The sequence below is a fragment of the Paenarthrobacter sp. NPDC089714 genome (genome assembly GCF_044748905.1).
In the GTDB taxonomy this organism is placed as follows: Bacteria; Actinomycetota; Actinomycetes; order Actinomycetales; family Micrococcaceae; genus Arthrobacter.
In genome coordinates this window covers 121,311-136,778 of the sequence record NZ_JBIVGX010000009.1, presented here as the reverse complement: position 1 = coordinate 136,778, position 15,468 = coordinate 121,311, and the positions used below count along the sequence as shown (strand labels likewise).

The following is a 15,468-nucleotide window of genomic DNA, read 5'->3' as shown; positions in this document are numbered from 1 at the left end:
TGCCCTCAGTCTACGCCGGGGCCCTGTCTTGTGGCATAGGCTGTGAACATGCCGAAGCGACCCAACCCGGCGGTACGAATCGCCCAGGAAACAGCCCACAACGCAGTGTTCGACGCCCAAGGCAACACCAAGCCAGGCGTCCACAACGTGCTGCTGAAAGCCGTGGAAGTACAGCGCCCGCTGGTCCTCGCGAACCTCAAAAGAATGCAGCGAAGGCACCCCCATGCGACGCCCGACCAACTGGCCGCCAAGCTGGAACGCGACTACCTGACCGCAGTGGCAGGTGGGGGAGCCGGGGTAGGTGCCATCGCCGTCGTTCCCGGACTGGGAACCGCGGCGTCGCTGGGTCTTTCCGCCCTGGCCACCGTGGGATTCCTGGAAACCACTGCACTGTACGCGTCGTCTCTGGCCGAACTGCACGGCATCCGGCTGACCGATCCCGAACGCGCGCGCACCATGGTCATGGCCATCATGCTCGGCGAGGAAGGGACGTCGCTGCTGGGCGCGCTGAGCGGGCAATCGCTGGGCCGCGGCAAAGGCGTGACCCACGCGTGGGGACGGACGCTGACCAAGAAGATTCCGGGCAGCGGATTTGGTGTCATCCGGGACGCGATCCAACGGGCATTCCTGAAGAACCTTGTGAAGAAGCAGGGCTCGGCGTTCCTGGGCCGTGCGCTGCCCTTCGGGGTTGGCGCCGTGGTGGGCGGTGCCGGCAACCTCATGATGGGACGGGCAGTCGTCGCCACGGCCAAGGAAGCTTTCGGCGCCCTGCCCGCAACCGTTCCCGGCGAGTTGCTGCCGACCAATGCGAAAAACCAAATCCTGGAAGGCGGTACCAGTGGACCTCAACGCTGACCTCGGAGAGTCGTTCGGCTCCTGGACCATGGGCGACGACGCATCGATGTTCCGCATCGTCAGCAGCGCCAACGTAGCCTGCGGATTCCACGCCGGAGACCCGCTGACCATGCTGGACAGTTGCCGGGCCGCGTTCGACCTGGACGTCCGGGTGGGCGCGCATGTCGGTTACCGTGACCTTGCGGGCTTCGGTAGGCGCTCGCTGGATATGAGCTTCGATGAACTCTTTGGCGATGTCCTCTACCAACTCGGTGCGCTGGATGGGGTGGCCCACGCCGTCGGCGCCTCCGTGGATTACGTGAAGCCGCACGGTGCCCTTTACAACCGGATCGTCCACGATCCGGAGCAGGCGGAAGCAGTGGTTGCCGCTGTCCACGCTTATGATCCCGGGCTCCCCGTGCTCGGCCTGCCGGACTCCGTTTGGCTGAATCTCGCCGAGGAGTCGGGGCACCCTGTTTTCCGGGAGGCCTTTGTGGACCGGGCCTACCTTGCTGACGGGACGCTCGTGCCGCGCTCACAGGAGGGTGCCGTACTGCACAACCCCGCCGACGTAGTGGCCCAAGCCGTGCGGATCGCCACCCGCGGCGAAGTGGTGGCCCAGGACGGAACGGTGGTCTCCGTGAAGGCCGATTCCCTCTGCATCCACGGAGATACGCCCGGCGCCGTCGAGATGGCCGCAGCCGTCCGCAACGGCCTCGAAAAGGCGGGTGTGGAGATCCAGGCGTTCGCCTAGTCTGGTGTTCGGACTGCAGCCAAAGGAGGCCCGATGAGTGCCATAGTGATGGATCCCGGCGCGATGACCCTGGTTGTGCCTCCTGACAAGGCCTTGGACCGTGCGTCCCTTGCCTTGGCCAACGCCTTGCTGGGGAATCCCGATTCGGCTCCCGGCCTTGAAGCGCTGGTGGGCGGGCTCCGGCTGCGTTTCGTGACGGGAACAGCCATTGCCGTGACGGGTGCTGAAGGCCTGGTCAGGCTCAACGGTTCCGAGCTGGCCATGAACAAAGCCGTGCGGGTGGCTCCAGGTGCCGTGCTGGAGTTCGGGCGCGCACTGTTCGGGATCCGTTATTACCTTGCCGTCCAGGGCGGGATCGAGCCCCAAACCGATCCCCTTCACACCGGCCGGACCCTGACGTTCGGCCGTTTTCACGGACACGGCTTCCCCTCCGTGGATCATCCAACCAGGCGGGCCCTTGACGCTGAACGGCCTGTTGTGGCCAGAGTGGCGCCGGGCCCTGATGCAGAGAAGTACGACGCCGGCACCTGGCTTCGGTTGACCACGGAACCGTGGACTCTCTCCCCGGAGTCGGACCGCGTGGGCGCCCGGCTGGCGGGACGGCCGCTGTCCGTCGGCGAATCTCCGGCACCCGGCACCCAACCGCTGGTGGCCGGCTCAGTCCTGCTGCCGCCGTCGGGCCTTCCCGTCATCGCCCTCGCAGACCATCCGGACACAAGCGAATCGCCGGTGATCGCCGTGGTGCGGGACGAGGACCTGGATTCCCTGGGGCAGGCCCGGCCCGGGCAGATGGTGCATCTGCTGGGGTGAGAATGGCGGTGCGGGATTTTCTCAAAAATGGGCCTGGGTGAGAAAATCAACGTCTGATTTTCTCATGAACGTTAATTTGTGAGAAAATTGGGTTCTCTTATTCTCACAAGGAGCGCCATGGCTGACTGGCCACGCATCGCCTATGAACAGCGGCCCTGGTCAGCCGAGCCCGCCGTTGGCGTTTCCCGGAGGCAACGTCTCCTGGCCCGCGGACCGTATCAAGCTGCTGTTCCTGCGATGATCGCGGACATCGATCCGGACGTTGATTCAAGGACCCAGTCGCTGGTGGAGGCGGCAACCGTTGAGATGGTGCGTTTTGACGCTGAACTGGGGAAGGACTCGGCTCCGTTCGCAGCGCTGCTGCTGCGCAGTGAGTCCGCTTCAAGTTCCGAGATCGAGAACCTCACAGCCGGCGCGCGAAGGATCCTGTTGGCCCAGTTGGGTGATCGGTCCAGCGTCAACGCTTCCTTGATTGCCTCCAACGTCAGTGCCATGCAAGCGGCCATCGCATTGTCCGAGGACCTGAGCGTGCACAATATCGGCACTATGCACCACACGCTGCTTCGTTCCTCGGACCACACCATCGCCGGTGAATACCGCCAGAGGCAGGTGTGGATCCGTGGCAATTCACCCCATTCGGCCGAGTTCGTACCCCCGCACCACGAGCGCGTGATGGAGGCTATGGATGACCTTGTTGCTTTCATGCGCCGTGATGATATTCCAGCACTCACACAGGCGGCGCTGGCCCATGCGCAGTTCGAGACCATCCACCCCTTCGCCGACGGCAACGGCAGGACCGGGCGGGCGATCGTCAGCGCCCTGCTCCGGGCCAAGGGCGTCACCGAGCGGGTGACTATCCCGGTGTCCTCGGGACTCCTGACCAACACGAAGCTGTACTTTGACGCGCTTGGCTCCTATCGCGAAGGTGACGTCCTGCCGATCGTGGAACGGTTCGCCGAGTCTGCCATCCTGGCAGTGGAACACGGGCGTCTCCTGGCTGAAGACATTCAGGCCGCTATGCAGGACTACCGGGATCGGCTGGGAACGGTGCAGGATTCCGTGCTGAAAATCGTTGAGCTTCTGCCCAGGGAGCCGGCAGTAACAGCGGAGATGGCCGCTGAACTGACGGGCGTTTCGTCGGCCACGGCCTATCGGGCTGTCCAGCGCCTGGAATCGCTGGGCATCCTGAACGCCGCCGGAAAAGTCGGCGGCGTTCGGGTGTGGATCGCCGGAGACATCATCGCCGCACTGGATGACTTCGCTGCGCGTGCGGGCCGCCGGACCCGTCACTAGTCGCAGGACCCGCCGCTGGTCCTACCCGAAAATCAGATGTGCCACCGTGAAGATCAGCAGTCCGGCCAGGGCACCCACCACGGTGCCGTTGATCCGGATGTATTGGAGGTCCTTGCCCACTTGCAGTTCGATCTTCTGTGAGGTTTCCTCGGCGTCCCAGCGGGCAACCGTGTCCGAGATGACCCCGGCAATGTCTGAGCGGTAGGTGTTCACCAGATAACCGGCAGCATCCCCGATCCACGCGTTGACCTTCCCGGCCAGTTCGGCGTCGTTGACCAGCCGGGCGCCGAAGTCGCGCACGGCGCCCTTGAACCGTTGGCTGAGTTCGCTGTTGGGATCGTCGACGGCGGTCAGCAAGGCGTTCTTGACGGTTCCCCACGTGCGGGACGCCAGTTCGCGGACCTCGGGGTCTCCAAGGATCTGGGCCTTGATGGCCTCGGCCCGCTCGATCATGGCGGGGTCGTGCTGCAGGTCCTGGGCGAGGTCGGTCAGGTACGTGTCAATGGATTGGCGGACCTGGTGGTTGGGGTCGTTCTGCACTGCGCGGACGAACTTCAGAAGCTCCACGTACACCTTGTCGCCCACCAGCCCGTCCACGAACGTGGGCACCCAGACCGGCGAGCGGTCCGAGACGAGCCGGTTGACGGTGTTGTGGTTGGCATCCACCCAGTCCGCGGCCCGGTCCACCAGCAGGTCCACGAGCTTGTGGTGGTGCCCGTCGGCGAAGATCCGCTCAGCCATGCGTCCGACGGGCGGACCCCACGGCGGGGTGAGCAGGTGCTTGCGGACCAGCCCCTCGATCACTGCCTGGACGTCGTCGTCATTAAGGACGGTGAACGCACCGCGGATGAGGGCGCCGCCTTCCTTGGCCACGCGCTCCGGGCCGCCGGGGCGGGACAACCAGGTGCCGGCCTTTCGTGCGATGTCGATGCTGGCGAGCTTGTCCTGGACCACTTCCTGCGAGAGGAAATTGCTCTCCACGAAATCGCTGAGGGATTCACCGATCTGGTCCTTGCGGCGGGGAATGATGGCGGTGTGGGGGATCTTGAGTCCCATGGGGTATTTGAACAGCGCCGTGACCGCGAACCAGTCGGCCAACGCACCCACCATGCCGCCCTCGGCCGCGGCCCGGACGTACTCGAGCCACGGATAGTGCTTCTGCAGCGCAAACGCGAACAGGAAGATCATGGCCATGACCAGCAGCAGGGACAACGCCAGCCGTTTCATGCGGCGCAGCGCGGCCGCCTTCTCCAAGTCACCATCGGAAAGACCGACGACGGCGGAACGCGCTTTGGGGGTAGCCCCACCTGTGGTGGGGGCTGGTTGGGGCGGGTTGGTGACGTCTTCGGCTGGGATTTGTTCAGAGTTCACCTGCATTAGCCCAGCCTAGCGCTGTGCGTGCAGGCGCGTGGGCTACCGTGGCTGCATGACCAGTGAATCCTTCGACTCCCCGCGCCCCAGGGTCTACGCGCACCGCGGTGCCAGTGCTGCCTTCGCCGAGCACACCCGTGCGGCATATTTGAAGGCCATCGCCGACGGCGCCGACGGAGTGGAGTGCGATGTCCACCTCACCCGTGACCAGCACGTGGTGTTGCTGCACGACGCCACTCTGGACCGCACCTCGAACGGCACAGGCACCGTGGCGGACAAGACCTTGGAGGAACTCCGTGCACTGGACTTCTCGTCATGGAAGGGTGCCAGGATTCCCGAGGCCTACGGTGGGATCGCGGACCAGTTCCTGACGTTGCCGGAGCTCCTGGACATCCTCCGCGGAGCCGACCGTGAGATTGGCTTGGCCATCGAGCTCAAGCACCCCAGTCCTTACCAGCTGAAGCTTGAGGAGCGGGTGCTGGATCTGTTGGCGGCTGAGGGCTGGACCCCCACGGATTCACGCGTGGACAACATCCAGGTCTCCTTCATGAGTTTCGACACGGATTCCGTGCAGCGCCTGCTGGAAGACGTACCTGCCGGGCATGTCTGCCAGTTGGTGGACAACTTCACGGTCCGGGAACTGCGCGACGAGTTGGGACTGGGCCCCATCACGGCCGGCGCCTTAGCCAACGTCATGAAGGCAGCGCAGCAGGAAGCCGAACGCGTTTTGGACGAAGGCGAGGCGGGCATCGCTGGTCCTGGCATCGACTATGTGCGGGAACATGCCCGGAACGTGCAGCAGTGGTTGGATGCCGGGCGTATTTTCCGGGTGTGGACAGTGGACTCCGAGAAGGACGTTGCACTGTGCCAGGGCCTGGGCATCCACGAGATCACCACCAACCGGCCAGCACAGGTCCTGGCACAGTTAAGCGTGCCCAGCAGATAGACGAAACTTTAGCGGGCCTCGCGGCCGTTGTGATTGAGTGGTCTCATGTCACTTCGCTGGTCACCCAAGGCAACACATACCCTCTCAGCCATAGGTTTGAGCGCGCTCCTGATGGCCAGCGCCATGAAGCACTTCCGGACACCCTCCTTCTACAACCCCGTTGTGCCGGAATACTTGTGCCGGAATGACGAGCCGGGCGGTGCACCGAATGGCCCCTTGGCAGTTATGTCCCGCGAGGAATGGATCGCCTCCTCCGGGTTGCTGGAGGCGGCTGCCGCCGTCGGCCTGTTGATTCCGGCTACCCGCAAGGCTGCCGCGGACGGCACCACTGCGATGTTCGCAGCATTCCTGGCCGGGCATATTGACGCGCTGCGACGCGCCTATGGTCCGTACGGCTCACAGAAGGAACGACGGATCCACACCCTGCGCCTGCCGTTGCAGATTCCGCTGATCCTGTGGTCGTGGAGCCTGCGGAAGTGAAGCTCAGGGATTCACCGGCCTTCAAGATCGCTCTTTCACTAAGCATTGCGACGGGCCTGTACGGAGTTTCTTTCGGAGCCTTGTCCGTGGCTTCGGGCTTCGATTTCTGGCAGACCATGGTGCTGAGCCTGCTGCTGTTCAGCGGCGGTTCGCAGTTCGCGTTCATCGGTGTGGTGGCCGGCGGCGGTTCCGGGGTGGCAGCGATGACGGCCAGCGCCCTGCTCGGTCTCAGGAACGGCATCTACGGCATGCAGATCAACGCGATGCTGCGTCCCGGCGGATGGAAGCGCTACGTCTCAGCGCACATCACCATCGACGAGTCCACGGCCACGGCGTCCGGCCAATCGCACTTGGACGAGCAGCGCAGGGGGTTTTGGACCGCTGGCATTGGAATATTCGTCTTGTGGAATATCTTCACCGCGATCGGAGCGCTTGCAGGCGATGCCATGGGCGATCCAAAGCAGTGGGGCCTCGATGGAGCGGCGGTTGCCGCTTTCCTCGCCCTCCTTTGGCCCCGGCTGAAGGGCCGTGAACCATGGGCGATTGCGGCTGCCTGCGCACTGGCCACCATCCTGGCCGTCCCGTTCGTCCCCTCCGGCGTTCCTATCCTGGTGGCCGCGCTGGTGGCCGGGGTCATCGGCTGGTTCAGCCACGCCCGCATGGATGAGGGCCTGGAACCGGACATCGATCCGTACCCGGAAAACAGGCAGGACCACAAAAGAGCAGATGGCCGGGCACAGCGGGAAGGCGGCATGGAATGAATCTTTGGCTGTGGATCGCCATCGCCTGTGCGCTGGCCTACCTGACCAAGCTGGTGGGCTACTTTGTCCCCGCAAAGCTGTTGAAGAGCCCGCGGATCATGCACATCGCGGGAACCATGACCATTGGCCTGCTGGCGTCGCTGACGGTGGTTAATGCCGTCGCTTCCGGTCAGGGCTTGGTGCTCGACGCCCGCATGGGCGCCTTGGTGGCTGCCGCCGTCGCGCTTTTGCTCCGGGCGCCGTTCCTGGTGGTGGTGATCTCCGGCGCGGCCGCGGCTGCCTTGCTGAGGCTGATCGGCTGGGGCTAGGCGCTCCGGGTCCTAAACAGCTTCGAAGGAAACGCCCGGAATGTCCGACTGCTCCGGCAGCGGACGTGAAGGGCGCTCGGTGCGGATGGCGTCTTCCACCAGCGCCAGCGGACGCTTCCACGCTTCGGAGCCAGGTTCCATGGTGTCCACTGAACCGATGAGCATGGCCACGAGCCGCACCATGTCTTCGATGGTGATGTCACGGCGCAGGGAACCCTGTCCCTGTCCGCGTTCCAGCAGCGTGGCCATGGTGTCGATGAGCCCTCGGGTGATGCCCACCAGGAGTCCGCGGCGGCCGGCGACGGCGCTGAGCAGGTTGGCGTCATCGCTTGCCACGCGCATCACGGCGTCGATGAGTTTCATGAGCCCCTCGGCGGCGTCCATGCCGTCCAGGGCCTCCTGGGCCACCGGATCCGCGTGCTGGCGGAGCTCGCGGGACAGGGCGGAAAGCACCAGTTGTTCTTTGTCGGAGAAGTTACGGAAAAGGGTTGCGGGACCTACCCCGGCCGTCGCGGCAATGGTCTGCAAGGGCACTTCGGGGCCGTGTTCACGGAAACACTGACGTGCCGCGGTGATGATTTTGTCCACATTGCGTGCAGCGTCGGCCCTGAGGGGCTTGCGTTCGGAGGGCAGTTCCATGCTGCCCAGACTAGCAATGGAGCGCTGATCACCAGTGGTTACGCGGGAGTAGGCTGTTATATGACAAACCGGTACGTGAAACACTGGTTTTCATGTTGCTTGCATTCTCAGTAGCCCCTTCGGGCCAGCCCGCTTCCGCTCCCAACGATTCACCCAACGCAGACGCCTCCGTCCACGACGCCGTAGCTGCCGCGGTGAAGATCGTCAGGGAGTCCGGACTTCCCAACCAGACCGACTCCATGTTCACCACCATCGAGGGTGAATGGGACGAAGTTTTCGACGTCGTCAAACGCGCCACGGAGGCGGTGGGGCGCTATGGCAGCCGTGTTTCCCTGGTCATCAAGGCAGATATCCGCCCCGGCTACTCGGGTGAACTGACCGGCAAGGTGGAACGGCTCGAGGGCGCGCTCAAGAACCAGGAGTAGTTCCTTCCGCACGGCTGCGCCGGGTGCAAGACTGGGGCGCATGATTGAACACGTGACCGAGCCCGGTTGGGTTGAGGTGGAGCGTTACTTGACTGACGTCGTGGTGCGTCCCGATCCCGCCCACGAACGGGCTTTGACGTCCGCCGTCGAGGCGGGCATGCCGGCCATCGAAGTTGCTCCCAATGCGGGGAAGCTGCTGAAGATGCTGGTCCAGGTGTCCGGCGCCCGCCGGGTCCTTGAGATCGGTACGCTGGCGGGCTTCAGCAGTATGTGGATGGCCCAGGGGCTGCCCGACGGCGGCCGCCTGGTCACGTGCGAATACCTCCAGAAGCACGCCGACGTGGCACGCGCCAACCTCGACGCAGCCGGGGTTGGGGACAAGGTGGAAATCAAGGTGGGGGCTGCCCTGGATACGCTGCCCACGTTGGAAGCCGAAGAACCGTTCGACTTCGTCTTCATCGACGCGGACAAGGAAAACGATTCGAACTACCTCGATTGGGCCATCCGGCTGGGACATCCCGGCACGGTGATCGTGATCGACAACGTCATTTGGGGCGGGTCCATCCTGGAGCCGGAACGCGACGAAGTGAACGCGCCGGGCATCATCCGTGCGCTGGACATGCTGGGCCAGGATCCACGGTTGGACTCCACCGCCATCCAGACGGTGGGCAGCAAGGGTTGGGACGGCTTCGCGATCGCGCGGGTGCGCTGATGGATTTCAGCCTCCGCGCTGCAGTGGTTGATGACGCCGAAGACATGGCGGTCATGCACGTCCAGGCCTGGCGGGAGAGTTACGGCCACTTGCTGCCGCCGGAGTTTTTCGCCAAGCAGGAAGCTGCCCTGCCGGACAGGATCATGCGGTACCGGGAATATATTGCCACGGGGCACCGGAGGATGCTGGCCCACGGGCCGGACGGGGAACTCGTTGGCATCGCGGCGTCGGGGCCAGGCAGGGACGAGGACAGTCCCTGCGAGGTGGAACTCTTCATGCTGTACACCCTGCAGTACGTCCACGGCCGGGGTGTGGGCCAGGCGCTGGTGGATGCCCTGCTCGGCAACGGGCCCGCGTACCTGTGGGTCCTTGACGACAATCCGCGGGCCCAGGCCTTCTACCGGCGCAACGGCTTCGTCCCCGACGGTATGCGGCAACTGTGCGATCCGTCCTGGTACTCCTTGCCTGAACACAGGATGGTCCGCGGCTAGCCGCCTGCCGCCATGCGCTCCACTAGGCTGGAACCATGACTGACGCAGGACGGATCCAGTGACCAAATCCAGGAAAGGCAAGTCCGGCAGGTCCGGCAGTTTCGGCGCTCAAAGGTCGACGGCGGCAGTCATCGAGGTGCCCGAGGGTACCCGCCCCGATGGTCCGGCCGCTGGCGTGTATTACATCGACACCGGCGACTGCGAGCTCCTGCCAGATCCGGACAACGGCAATGGCTGGCTCCTGAAGATCAATGGCGTGCTGAGCTCGCACATCGACCTCGCTGATCCGTTGTTCCTCGACTTCGAGTACATGCGCTGGATCGCTGCCCTCGTGGAGTCCCGGTGGCCACGGGAAACCAAGCCCAAGCTCCGGGCCCTCCACTTGGGCGGGGGAGCGTGCTCCATGGCCAGGTATTTCAACGCCGCGTACCCCGATGCCCGCCAAGTAGTAGTGGAACTCGACGGAAAGCTCGCCGAGTACGTCCGCGGCTGGTTCGACCTACCCAAGGCCCCACTGTTGCGGATCCGGGTGGGGGAGGCCCGCCAGGTGACAGAGCACCTCACTCCGGACACCCGCGACCTCATCATCCGTGACGTCTTCGCCGGAGCCTTCACTCCGCGCGCCCTGACAACCCGCGAGTTCAATGCCCACGCCGACGCCGTCCTGGCGCCGGACGGACTGTATGTAGTGAACTCCGGCGACGCTCCGGACCTTAAGAATGCCCGGGCCGACGCCGCCACCATCGCTGACACGTTCGAACACACGCTGATCATTGCCGATCCGCCCATGCTCAAGGGCAGGCGCTACGGCAACATGATCATGGCGGGCAGCCACGTTCCTTTCGGTGATGATCCCAGCCTGGCCCGCAGGCTCCTTGGCGGCGCGGTTCCCGCGCATATGTGGAACGATGCCCAGGTCCGCGCGTTCGCGGCGGGAACGCCCGTGCGGCACGATCCCGCCCCGATGCCGGATCCCGCCGCGACGCCGGATCCTGCCGCGACGCCGGATCCCGCCCCCACGCACGATCCCGCCGCGGCGCCCGAAACGTAAACGCAGCGCTGGGCTTCCCAGCGCTGCGCTGACCTGTACTGCCCCCGAGCCCTAGGCCCGGCTCAATGACGTGTTCCAGGCTTCCCAAAGCCGGGCGTACCTGCCGCCGTTGGCCAGCAGTTCCTGGTGCGAGCCCGATTCGACGATCCGCCCCTGGTCCATGACCACCACCGTGTGGGCCGTTGCCGCCTGGGAGAGCCTGTGTGCGATCACCACCGACGTGCGCCCGGCCAGTGCGGCGTCGGCGGCCTGGTCCAACATGGTTGCCGAGCCGGTGCCCGCTTCCGCCGTGGCTTCATCGAGGACCGCGATGGGCGGATCCTTGAGCATCAGCCGCGCCAGGGCCAGTTGCTGGGCCTGTTCCGGCGTGAGTTGGTGGCCGCCGGCACCTACGAAAGTCTCCAACCCGTCGTCGAGCATTTCATGCCAGGCGGCGCCGACGTCCCGCAGGACGCGCCGCAACTCGTCAGAAGTGGCGCCGGGCTTGGCAAGCCGAAGGTCCTCCGCGAGCGTTCCGGAGAACACGTGGACTTCCTGGCTGACCATGGCGATCCGCTGGTGCAGTTCCGCCGCGGAAGCAGCGGCCGCATCGAGTCCGCCCACCAGCACCCGCCCGTCGTCGGGCTTTTCGAGTCCCATGACGACCTTGGCGAGCGTGGTCTTGCCGGCACCGGATGTCCCTACGATCGCCACCCTTTCACCCGCCGCGACCCGCAGGGACACGGCGTTCAGCGCCGGCCGCTGTCCGGGGTAGCTGAACGTCAGCTTGTCCAGGACCACGGCGTCCGACGCCGGTCCGCGCGCCGGACGTTCGACGGCGGTCCGCTCGGCTTCCCCGGAGGCGGTGCCCCGCGTCAGCCCGAACATCCGCCCGAGTCCGGCAGCGGCCTTTTGCAGTTCATCGAACTGTCCCAGCACCAGTCCGATCGGATCGAACAGGCGGTAGAAGTAGAGGGCTGCCGCCGTGGCCGCCCCGATGGTCACCACACCTTCGGCATGGAGCCAGAAGCCGACCACCAGCACGGCGGACAGGCCAAGGAGTTCGGCGAGGTTGAGGCGGTTGTAGAACCGGGTAAGGTACCCGATACCGCGCAGGGAGTGGCCGATGGTTTCCCGCGAAGCCGACGCCACCAAGTCCGCATGTTTGCCACCCAGGCCGAGTGCCAGGACAGACTGCGAGCCGTGGACAGTCTCAATGATCTGTTCGGTCCGGTTGGCTTCAGTGATCCGGACGGTCCGGTAAATGGGCGCAGTCCGCTTCAGGAACCAACGGAGCGTGAAGATCTGCAGCGGGGCGGCGATCAGGACGGCCACGGCGAAGCGCCAATCGATCACGCCCAGGCCCAGCAGCGTGACCACGATGGTGAACGCGGCGCTGGTGAAAGCCGGAAGCACGCCGGAAATTGCTTCACTGACGGCCTCAACGTCACCGGATACACGGGCCACGACATCCCCGATTCCTGCCTTCTCCAGTTGCGCGAGCGGCTTGCGCACGGCTGCGGCGAACACCTCCTCCCGTAGTCCGGCCAAGGCTTCCTCGCAGATCCTGGCCAACAGGTTCTGGCCCAGGATGCCGAGCAGCGCACCCGCGCCACCGGCCGCCAGGAGTCCGATGGCGAGCCACAACAGGGACACCACCTCGCCGCCGCTGGCGGCGATGTTGACCATGATGCCAAGGATCGCCGGTGCGGCCAGCCCACAGCAGGAAGCGGCCAACAATACCAGCACGGTAAGCGCCAGCCGGCCGGGCCGCTGGGCCAGCAACTTCCACATGGCCCGGCGGGTTTCACGCGGTGTCGCGATGGGCAGGATGCCTGCATTCATGGATGCGTCCGTGCTCATGAACCCACCACCGCACGGTAGCTTGCCGACGTCGCCAGCAGTTCACGGTGGGACCCCGTCTCGGGCGGCCCGTCCGCGGTGCCCAGCACCACCCGGTGGCATGCGGCAAGCAGCGTAGGACTCGTGGTCACGAGGACCAGCGCCTTATCCGGAAAGTTCCGCAGGCCATCCGCAATGACGGCTTCGGTAGCGGTATCGACGGCGGTGGTGGGGTCATGGAGCACCAGCACCGGTTGCGGCTGATGCAGCGAACGGCCCAGCACCAAGCGCTGCCGTTGCCCGCCGGAGAGGCTTTGCCCGTGTCCGGTCAGCATGGTTTCGGTTCCTTCCGGCAGTTGGGAGACGAAATCGACGACGGCGGCAGCCGCGAAGGCGCGATCGTCCAGTTCAGCGTCGGCAACCGCGACGTTCTGCCGCACTGTGCCGCGGAACAGGACACCCTCATGGCTGTCGGCAAACACCCGCGACCGCGCGTGCGAAGGGTCAAGGTCCGCAGCGTCAGAGCCGTCTATCGTCACCAGGCCCGTGGGCGCGGGAACCCGGAAGCCGAGGGTGTCCACCAGCAGCCTGGCCTGCACGCCATCGGGAAGGACAACACCCACAACATCCCCCGCGGACGCGGAGAACGCGGGAAAGTGTGACCCGGGCGAAGGACGAACCTCGAGCAGGGGAGTAGCTCCGCGCCCGGTTGCGCCAGCAACCGGCGCAGCCGCGACATCCGGCGCCACCGCCACACCCAACGCAGCGCCCACTTCCGGCACCGCCTCAGCCTCGCCAAGCAGCACAGCAATACGCGCCGCCGACGCCCGCTTCCGGGCCAGTTCCACGCTCAGGAACCCGAGGGCCGCCATGGGACCCTGGACGAACTGGGCCACGCCCACCACGGCCACCAGTTGCCCCACCGTAATGCTGCCCTGCACGGCGAACCATGCGGCAAAGAACGCGATGCCCGCCAGGAAGGCCGCCGACATGGCCGTGCTCGCCCCAGTGAACGCACTCTTCGCGCGGATGGCCTTCAACGCCGATACCAACGAGCTCTGGCTCGCCGCTCGGTACCTGGCAATGGCAGCATCTTCGGCCCCCAGTCCCTTCAGCGGACGCGACCCCGTGATGAAGTCTGTCGCCAAGGCTCCGGCGCGGGCCGCCGTCGACTGTTCCACGTCGCTGCGGTCTTCCAGAGGCTTGGTGAGCCGGTGCATGACCAACAGCATCAGGGGCGTGGCCAGCAGCACGGCCAATCCCAGGGGCACGGAAATGAGCAAGAGGGTCACTGCCGAGGTGATCACGCCCGCGGTGGACGCGAGGCCGCCGCCGATGAGCCAGGCCAATCCAGCAACCCTGTCCGCATCCGAAGAGGCAATGGCCACGATTTCACCCGGCGCACGACGAGCCGCCATTCCCCGCGGATGCAGCGTCCGTTCCACCACGAGTTGGCGGAGGTCGTGCGAGCCGTAGGAGAAGGAGCGCATGGTGGCGAGCGTTCCGATGCGCCAGGACAGGGCCAGCACGATGAACACCGCGGCCAGTGCACCGAGCCACCACAGGAGGGCGCCGCCGTCGTGCGGTGTAATCGCGTTGTCCACCACGGCGCCGATGGTGGTTGGCACCAGAGCCTCGCTGATTTGGTGCAGAGTCAGGCCTGCGCAACCAACCACCACATACTTCCAGCGGCGGTTTCCGAAGAGGGAGTAGCTGAAGAGGCGTGAGGCCTTCCATGGAGTTTGCTTGTTACGCCCGGGTGGGCAGGACGGCATGGCGGTACTGGAAGGCATGCTTACCATGGTAAGGCTCACCTAACTTCAAGAAGGCCCCATGACCCGCCAAGCTCTATCGCATTCCGGACAGCCCACGGTCCGTGGTGTGTACACCGCGTACTTTGAATGCGCCACACCGGCCACGTGGACGGAACACGTGCACCCCACCCATGAACTGTTGTGGGGTGCCCGTGGCGTACTCACGGTCGAAGCTGACGCGGCGTTCTTTGCGGTCCCTGCCACGCTGGGCCTGTGGATTCCGGCGGGAGTCCCGCACGCGGTGAAATCGACCGAAGGTACGGGCTTCTTCTGTTCGCATGTAGACGCGGACGTCGCGGCGCCGCTGGACAGCCGGACTGTGGCAGTTACGGTCCCGACGGCGGCCCAGGAACTTTTGCGCCACATGCGGACTTTCGATATGGAGCCGGAGTTGCGCGAACGTTCGGAGCAGTTGGCCATAGCGCTGTTGGCTGTGGTGGACGCCCGGCCCATGCTGCTGCCCATGCCCTCGGACCCCCGGTTGGAACGGATTGCGCGGGCCCTCCTGGATGATCCCGCGCTGGACCGTTCCCTTGAGGAGTGGGGCGCCGAAGTGGCCATCAGTGTCCGCAACCTGTCCCGGCTGTTCCACAAGGAGACCGGCATGACGTTTGCCCAGTGGCGGATCCACGCGCGCGTCCGCGTGGCTTTGGGTCTGTTGGCTGCCGGGTACCCCGTTTCCTCGGTCAGCCGGCGCGTGGGCTACAACAACCCGAGCGCCTTCGTGCAGGTGTTCCGGAAAGTGATGGGGCACACTCCAGGGTGGTACGTGGCCTCGCTTAAGGCCGGAAACCATCAGTCCTTGGCCGGTTCCGAATAGAAATCGCGGGTCCAATGCGGAAAGCCGTTGTTAGGGTAGGTATACCTAACTTCGACAGTCCGATGACAGCACCCTCATTGCGTCTCGACTGCCAACGGGAGACCTCCAACCTCCCCTGAGCATCAAGAGGACCACAGT

17 protein-coding genes are annotated in these 15,468 nt (G+C 65.2%); 13 read left to right on the top strand and 4 right to left on the bottom strand.

Going from position 1 to position 15,468, the window contains the following annotated elements; all coding sequences use genetic code 11:
• Nucleotides 1–48: 48 nt before the first annotated feature.
• The 4 genes from ACIPY3_RS16025 (at nucleotide 49) to ACIPY3_RS16010 (ending at nucleotide 3,691) form a co-directional block, all read left to right on the top strand.
• On the top strand, nucleotides 49–855 hold the full coding sequence (locus tag ACIPY3_RS16025; RefSeq protein WP_400335636.1) for a hypothetical protein: 807 nt from the start codon (nucleotides 49–51) through the stop codon (nucleotides 853–855).
• On the top strand, nucleotides 839–1,588 hold the full coding sequence (locus tag ACIPY3_RS16020; RefSeq protein ID WP_400335634.1) for a LamB/YcsF family protein: 750 nt from the start codon (nucleotides 839–841) through the stop codon (nucleotides 1,586–1,588). The genes ACIPY3_RS16025 and ACIPY3_RS16020 overlap by 17 nt, the downstream gene beginning before the upstream one ends.
• Nucleotides 1,589–1,621: 33 nt before the next feature.
• Nucleotides 1,622–2,398, top strand: a complete 777-nt coding sequence (locus ACIPY3_RS16015) for a biotin-dependent carboxyltransferase family protein (protein WP_400335632.1) — start codon at nucleotides 1,622–1,624, stop codon at nucleotides 2,396–2,398.
• A 117-nt stretch (nucleotides 2,399–2,515) separates the two neighbouring features.
• Nucleotides 2,516–3,691 carry a Fic family protein gene (locus ACIPY3_RS16010; protein WP_400335630.1) on the top strand — a complete coding sequence of 392 codons (1,176 nt, stop codon included), beginning with the start codon at nucleotides 2,516–2,518 and terminating at the stop codon, nucleotides 3,689–3,691.
• A 21-nt stretch (nucleotides 3,692–3,712) separates the two neighbouring features.
• On the opposite strand, the gene ACIPY3_RS16005 is transcribed toward ACIPY3_RS16010, so the two are convergent.
• Nucleotides 3,713–5,068, bottom strand: coding sequence for a DUF445 domain-containing protein (locus tag ACIPY3_RS16005; RefSeq protein ID WP_400335629.1), 1,356 nt, complete (start codon nucleotides 5,066–5,068; stop codon nucleotides 3,713–3,715).
• A gap of 49 nt (nucleotides 5,069–5,117) precedes the next feature.
• Here ACIPY3_RS16005 and ACIPY3_RS16000 point away from each other — a divergent pair, with 49 nt between their 5' ends.
• The 4 genes from ACIPY3_RS16000 to ACIPY3_RS15985 are packed head-to-tail and all read left to right on the top strand — an operon-like array spanning nucleotide 5,118 to nucleotide 7,557.
• The gene (locus ACIPY3_RS16000; protein WP_400335627.1) at nucleotides 5,118–6,008 is read left to right on the top strand and encodes a glycerophosphodiester phosphodiesterase; all 891 of its coding nucleotides are present in this window, start codon (nucleotides 5,118–5,120) and stop codon (nucleotides 6,006–6,008) included.
• A 45-nt stretch (nucleotides 6,009–6,053) separates the two neighbouring features.
• Nucleotides 6,054–6,488: a hypothetical protein gene (locus tag ACIPY3_RS15995; RefSeq protein WP_400335625.1), complete on the top strand. Its 435-nt coding sequence runs from the start codon at nucleotides 6,054–6,056 to the stop codon at nucleotides 6,486–6,488.
• A complete protein-coding gene (locus tag ACIPY3_RS15990; RefSeq protein ID WP_400335755.1) occupies nucleotides 6,485–7,249 on the top strand; it encodes an AzlC family ABC transporter permease in 765 nt (254 codons plus the stop codon). The genes ACIPY3_RS15995 and ACIPY3_RS15990 overlap by 4 nt, the downstream gene beginning before the upstream one ends.
• The gene (locus ACIPY3_RS15985) at nucleotides 7,246–7,557 is read left to right on the top strand and encodes an AzlD domain-containing protein (protein ID WP_397324958.1); all 312 of its coding nucleotides are present in this window, start codon (nucleotides 7,246–7,248) and stop codon (nucleotides 7,555–7,557) included. The genes ACIPY3_RS15990 and ACIPY3_RS15985 overlap by 4 nt, the downstream gene beginning before the upstream one ends.
• 12 nt (nucleotides 7,558–7,569) lie before the next feature.
• Here the strand turns inward: ACIPY3_RS15985 and ACIPY3_RS15980 are convergent, their stop codons facing one another.
• Complete coding sequence (locus ACIPY3_RS15980; protein WP_400335623.1) at nucleotides 7,570–8,196, bottom strand: TetR/AcrR family transcriptional regulator; 627 nt, start codon at nucleotides 8,194–8,196, stop codon at nucleotides 7,570–7,572.
• Between the two features lie 92 nt (nucleotides 8,197–8,288).
• Here ACIPY3_RS15980 and ACIPY3_RS15975 point away from each other — a divergent pair, with 92 nt between their 5' ends.
• From ACIPY3_RS15975 to ACIPY3_RS15960, 4 genes are all read left to right on the top strand, one after another.
• The gene (locus ACIPY3_RS15975) at nucleotides 8,289–8,621 is read left to right on the top strand and encodes an MTH1187 family thiamine-binding protein (protein ID WP_397324961.1); all 333 of its coding nucleotides are present in this window, start codon (nucleotides 8,289–8,291) and stop codon (nucleotides 8,619–8,621) included.
• A gap of 40 nt (nucleotides 8,622–8,661) precedes the next feature.
• On the top strand, nucleotides 8,662–9,333 hold the full coding sequence (locus tag ACIPY3_RS15970) for an O-methyltransferase (protein WP_400335620.1): 672 nt from the start codon (nucleotides 8,662–8,664) through the stop codon (nucleotides 9,331–9,333).
• Entirely contained in the window at nucleotides 9,333–9,824 is a 492-nt protein-coding gene (locus ACIPY3_RS15965; RefSeq protein WP_400335618.1) for a GNAT family N-acetyltransferase, read from the top strand. The genes ACIPY3_RS15970 and ACIPY3_RS15965 overlap by 1 nt, the downstream gene beginning before the upstream one ends.
• A 136-nt stretch (nucleotides 9,825–9,960) precedes the next feature.
• Nucleotides 9,961–10,875 (top strand): fused MFS/spermidine synthase, encoded by a 915-nt coding sequence (locus ACIPY3_RS15960; protein WP_400335753.1) that lies wholly within the window; start codon nucleotides 9,961–9,963, stop codon nucleotides 10,873–10,875.
• A gap of 51 nt (nucleotides 10,876–10,926) precedes the next feature.
• On the opposite strand, the gene ACIPY3_RS15955 is transcribed toward ACIPY3_RS15960, so the two are convergent.
• Both ACIPY3_RS15955 and ACIPY3_RS15950 read right to left on the bottom strand, forming a co-directional pair.
• A complete protein-coding gene (locus ACIPY3_RS15955; protein WP_400335751.1) occupies nucleotides 10,927–12,699 on the bottom strand; it encodes an ABC transporter ATP-binding protein in 1,773 nt (590 codons plus the stop codon).
• Between the two features lie 14 nt (nucleotides 12,700–12,713).
• Complete coding sequence (locus tag ACIPY3_RS15950) at nucleotides 12,714–14,498, bottom strand: ABC transporter transmembrane domain-containing protein (protein ID WP_400335616.1); 1,785 nt, start codon at nucleotides 14,496–14,498, stop codon at nucleotides 12,714–12,716.
• A gap of 31 nt (nucleotides 14,499–14,529) precedes the next feature.
• On the opposite strand from ACIPY3_RS15950, the gene ACIPY3_RS15945 reads away from it, so the two are divergent.
• Entirely contained in the window at nucleotides 14,530–15,330 is an 801-nt protein-coding gene (locus ACIPY3_RS15945; protein ID WP_400335615.1) for an AraC family transcriptional regulator, read from the top strand.
• Nucleotides 15,331–15,468: the final 138 nt, after the last annotated feature.

Coding starts and splice junctions, on each gene's coding strand:
- ACIPY3_RS16025 (WP_400335636.1), top strand. CDS start 49: ATGCCGAAGCGACCCAACCCGGCGGTACGAATCGCCCAGGAAACAGCC.
- ACIPY3_RS16015 (WP_400335632.1), top strand. CDS start 1,622: ATGAGTGCCATAGTGATGGATCCCGGCGCGATGACCCTGGTTGTGCCT.
- ACIPY3_RS16010 (WP_400335630.1), top strand. CDS start 2,516: ATGGCTGACTGGCCACGCATCGCCTATGAACAGCGGCCCTGGTCAGCC.
- ACIPY3_RS16005 (WP_400335629.1), bottom strand. CDS start 5,068: ATGCAGGTGAACTCTGAACAAATCCCAGCCGAAGACGTCACCAACCCG.
- ACIPY3_RS16000 (WP_400335627.1), top strand. CDS start 5,118: ATGACCAGTGAATCCTTCGACTCCCCGCGCCCCAGGGTCTACGCGCAC.
- ACIPY3_RS15995 (WP_400335625.1), top strand. CDS start 6,054: ATGTCACTTCGCTGGTCACCCAAGGCAACACATACCCTCTCAGCCATA.
- ACIPY3_RS15985 (WP_397324958.1), top strand. CDS start 7,246: ATGAATCTTTGGCTGTGGATCGCCATCGCCTGTGCGCTGGCCTACCTG.
- ACIPY3_RS15980 (WP_400335623.1), bottom strand. CDS start 8,196: ATGGAACTGCCCTCCGAACGCAAGCCCCTCAGGGCCGACGCTGCACGC.
- ACIPY3_RS15975 (WP_397324961.1), top strand. CDS start 8,289: ATGTTGCTTGCATTCTCAGTAGCCCCTTCGGGCCAGCCCGCTTCCGCT.
- ACIPY3_RS15970 (WP_400335620.1), top strand. CDS start 8,662: ATGATTGAACACGTGACCGAGCCCGGTTGGGTTGAGGTGGAGCGTTAC.
- ACIPY3_RS15965 (WP_400335618.1), top strand. CDS start 9,333: ATGGATTTCAGCCTCCGCGCTGCAGTGGTTGATGACGCCGAAGACATG.
- ACIPY3_RS15955 (WP_400335751.1), bottom strand. CDS start 12,699: ATGAATGCAGGCATCCTGCCCATCGCGACACCGCGTGAAACCCGCCGG.
- ACIPY3_RS15950 (WP_400335616.1), bottom strand. CDS start 14,498: ATGGTAAGCATGCCTTCCAGTACCGCCATGCCGTCCTGCCCACCCGGG.
- ACIPY3_RS15945 (WP_400335615.1), top strand. CDS start 14,530: ATGACCCGCCAAGCTCTATCGCATTCCGGACAGCCCACGGTCCGTGGT.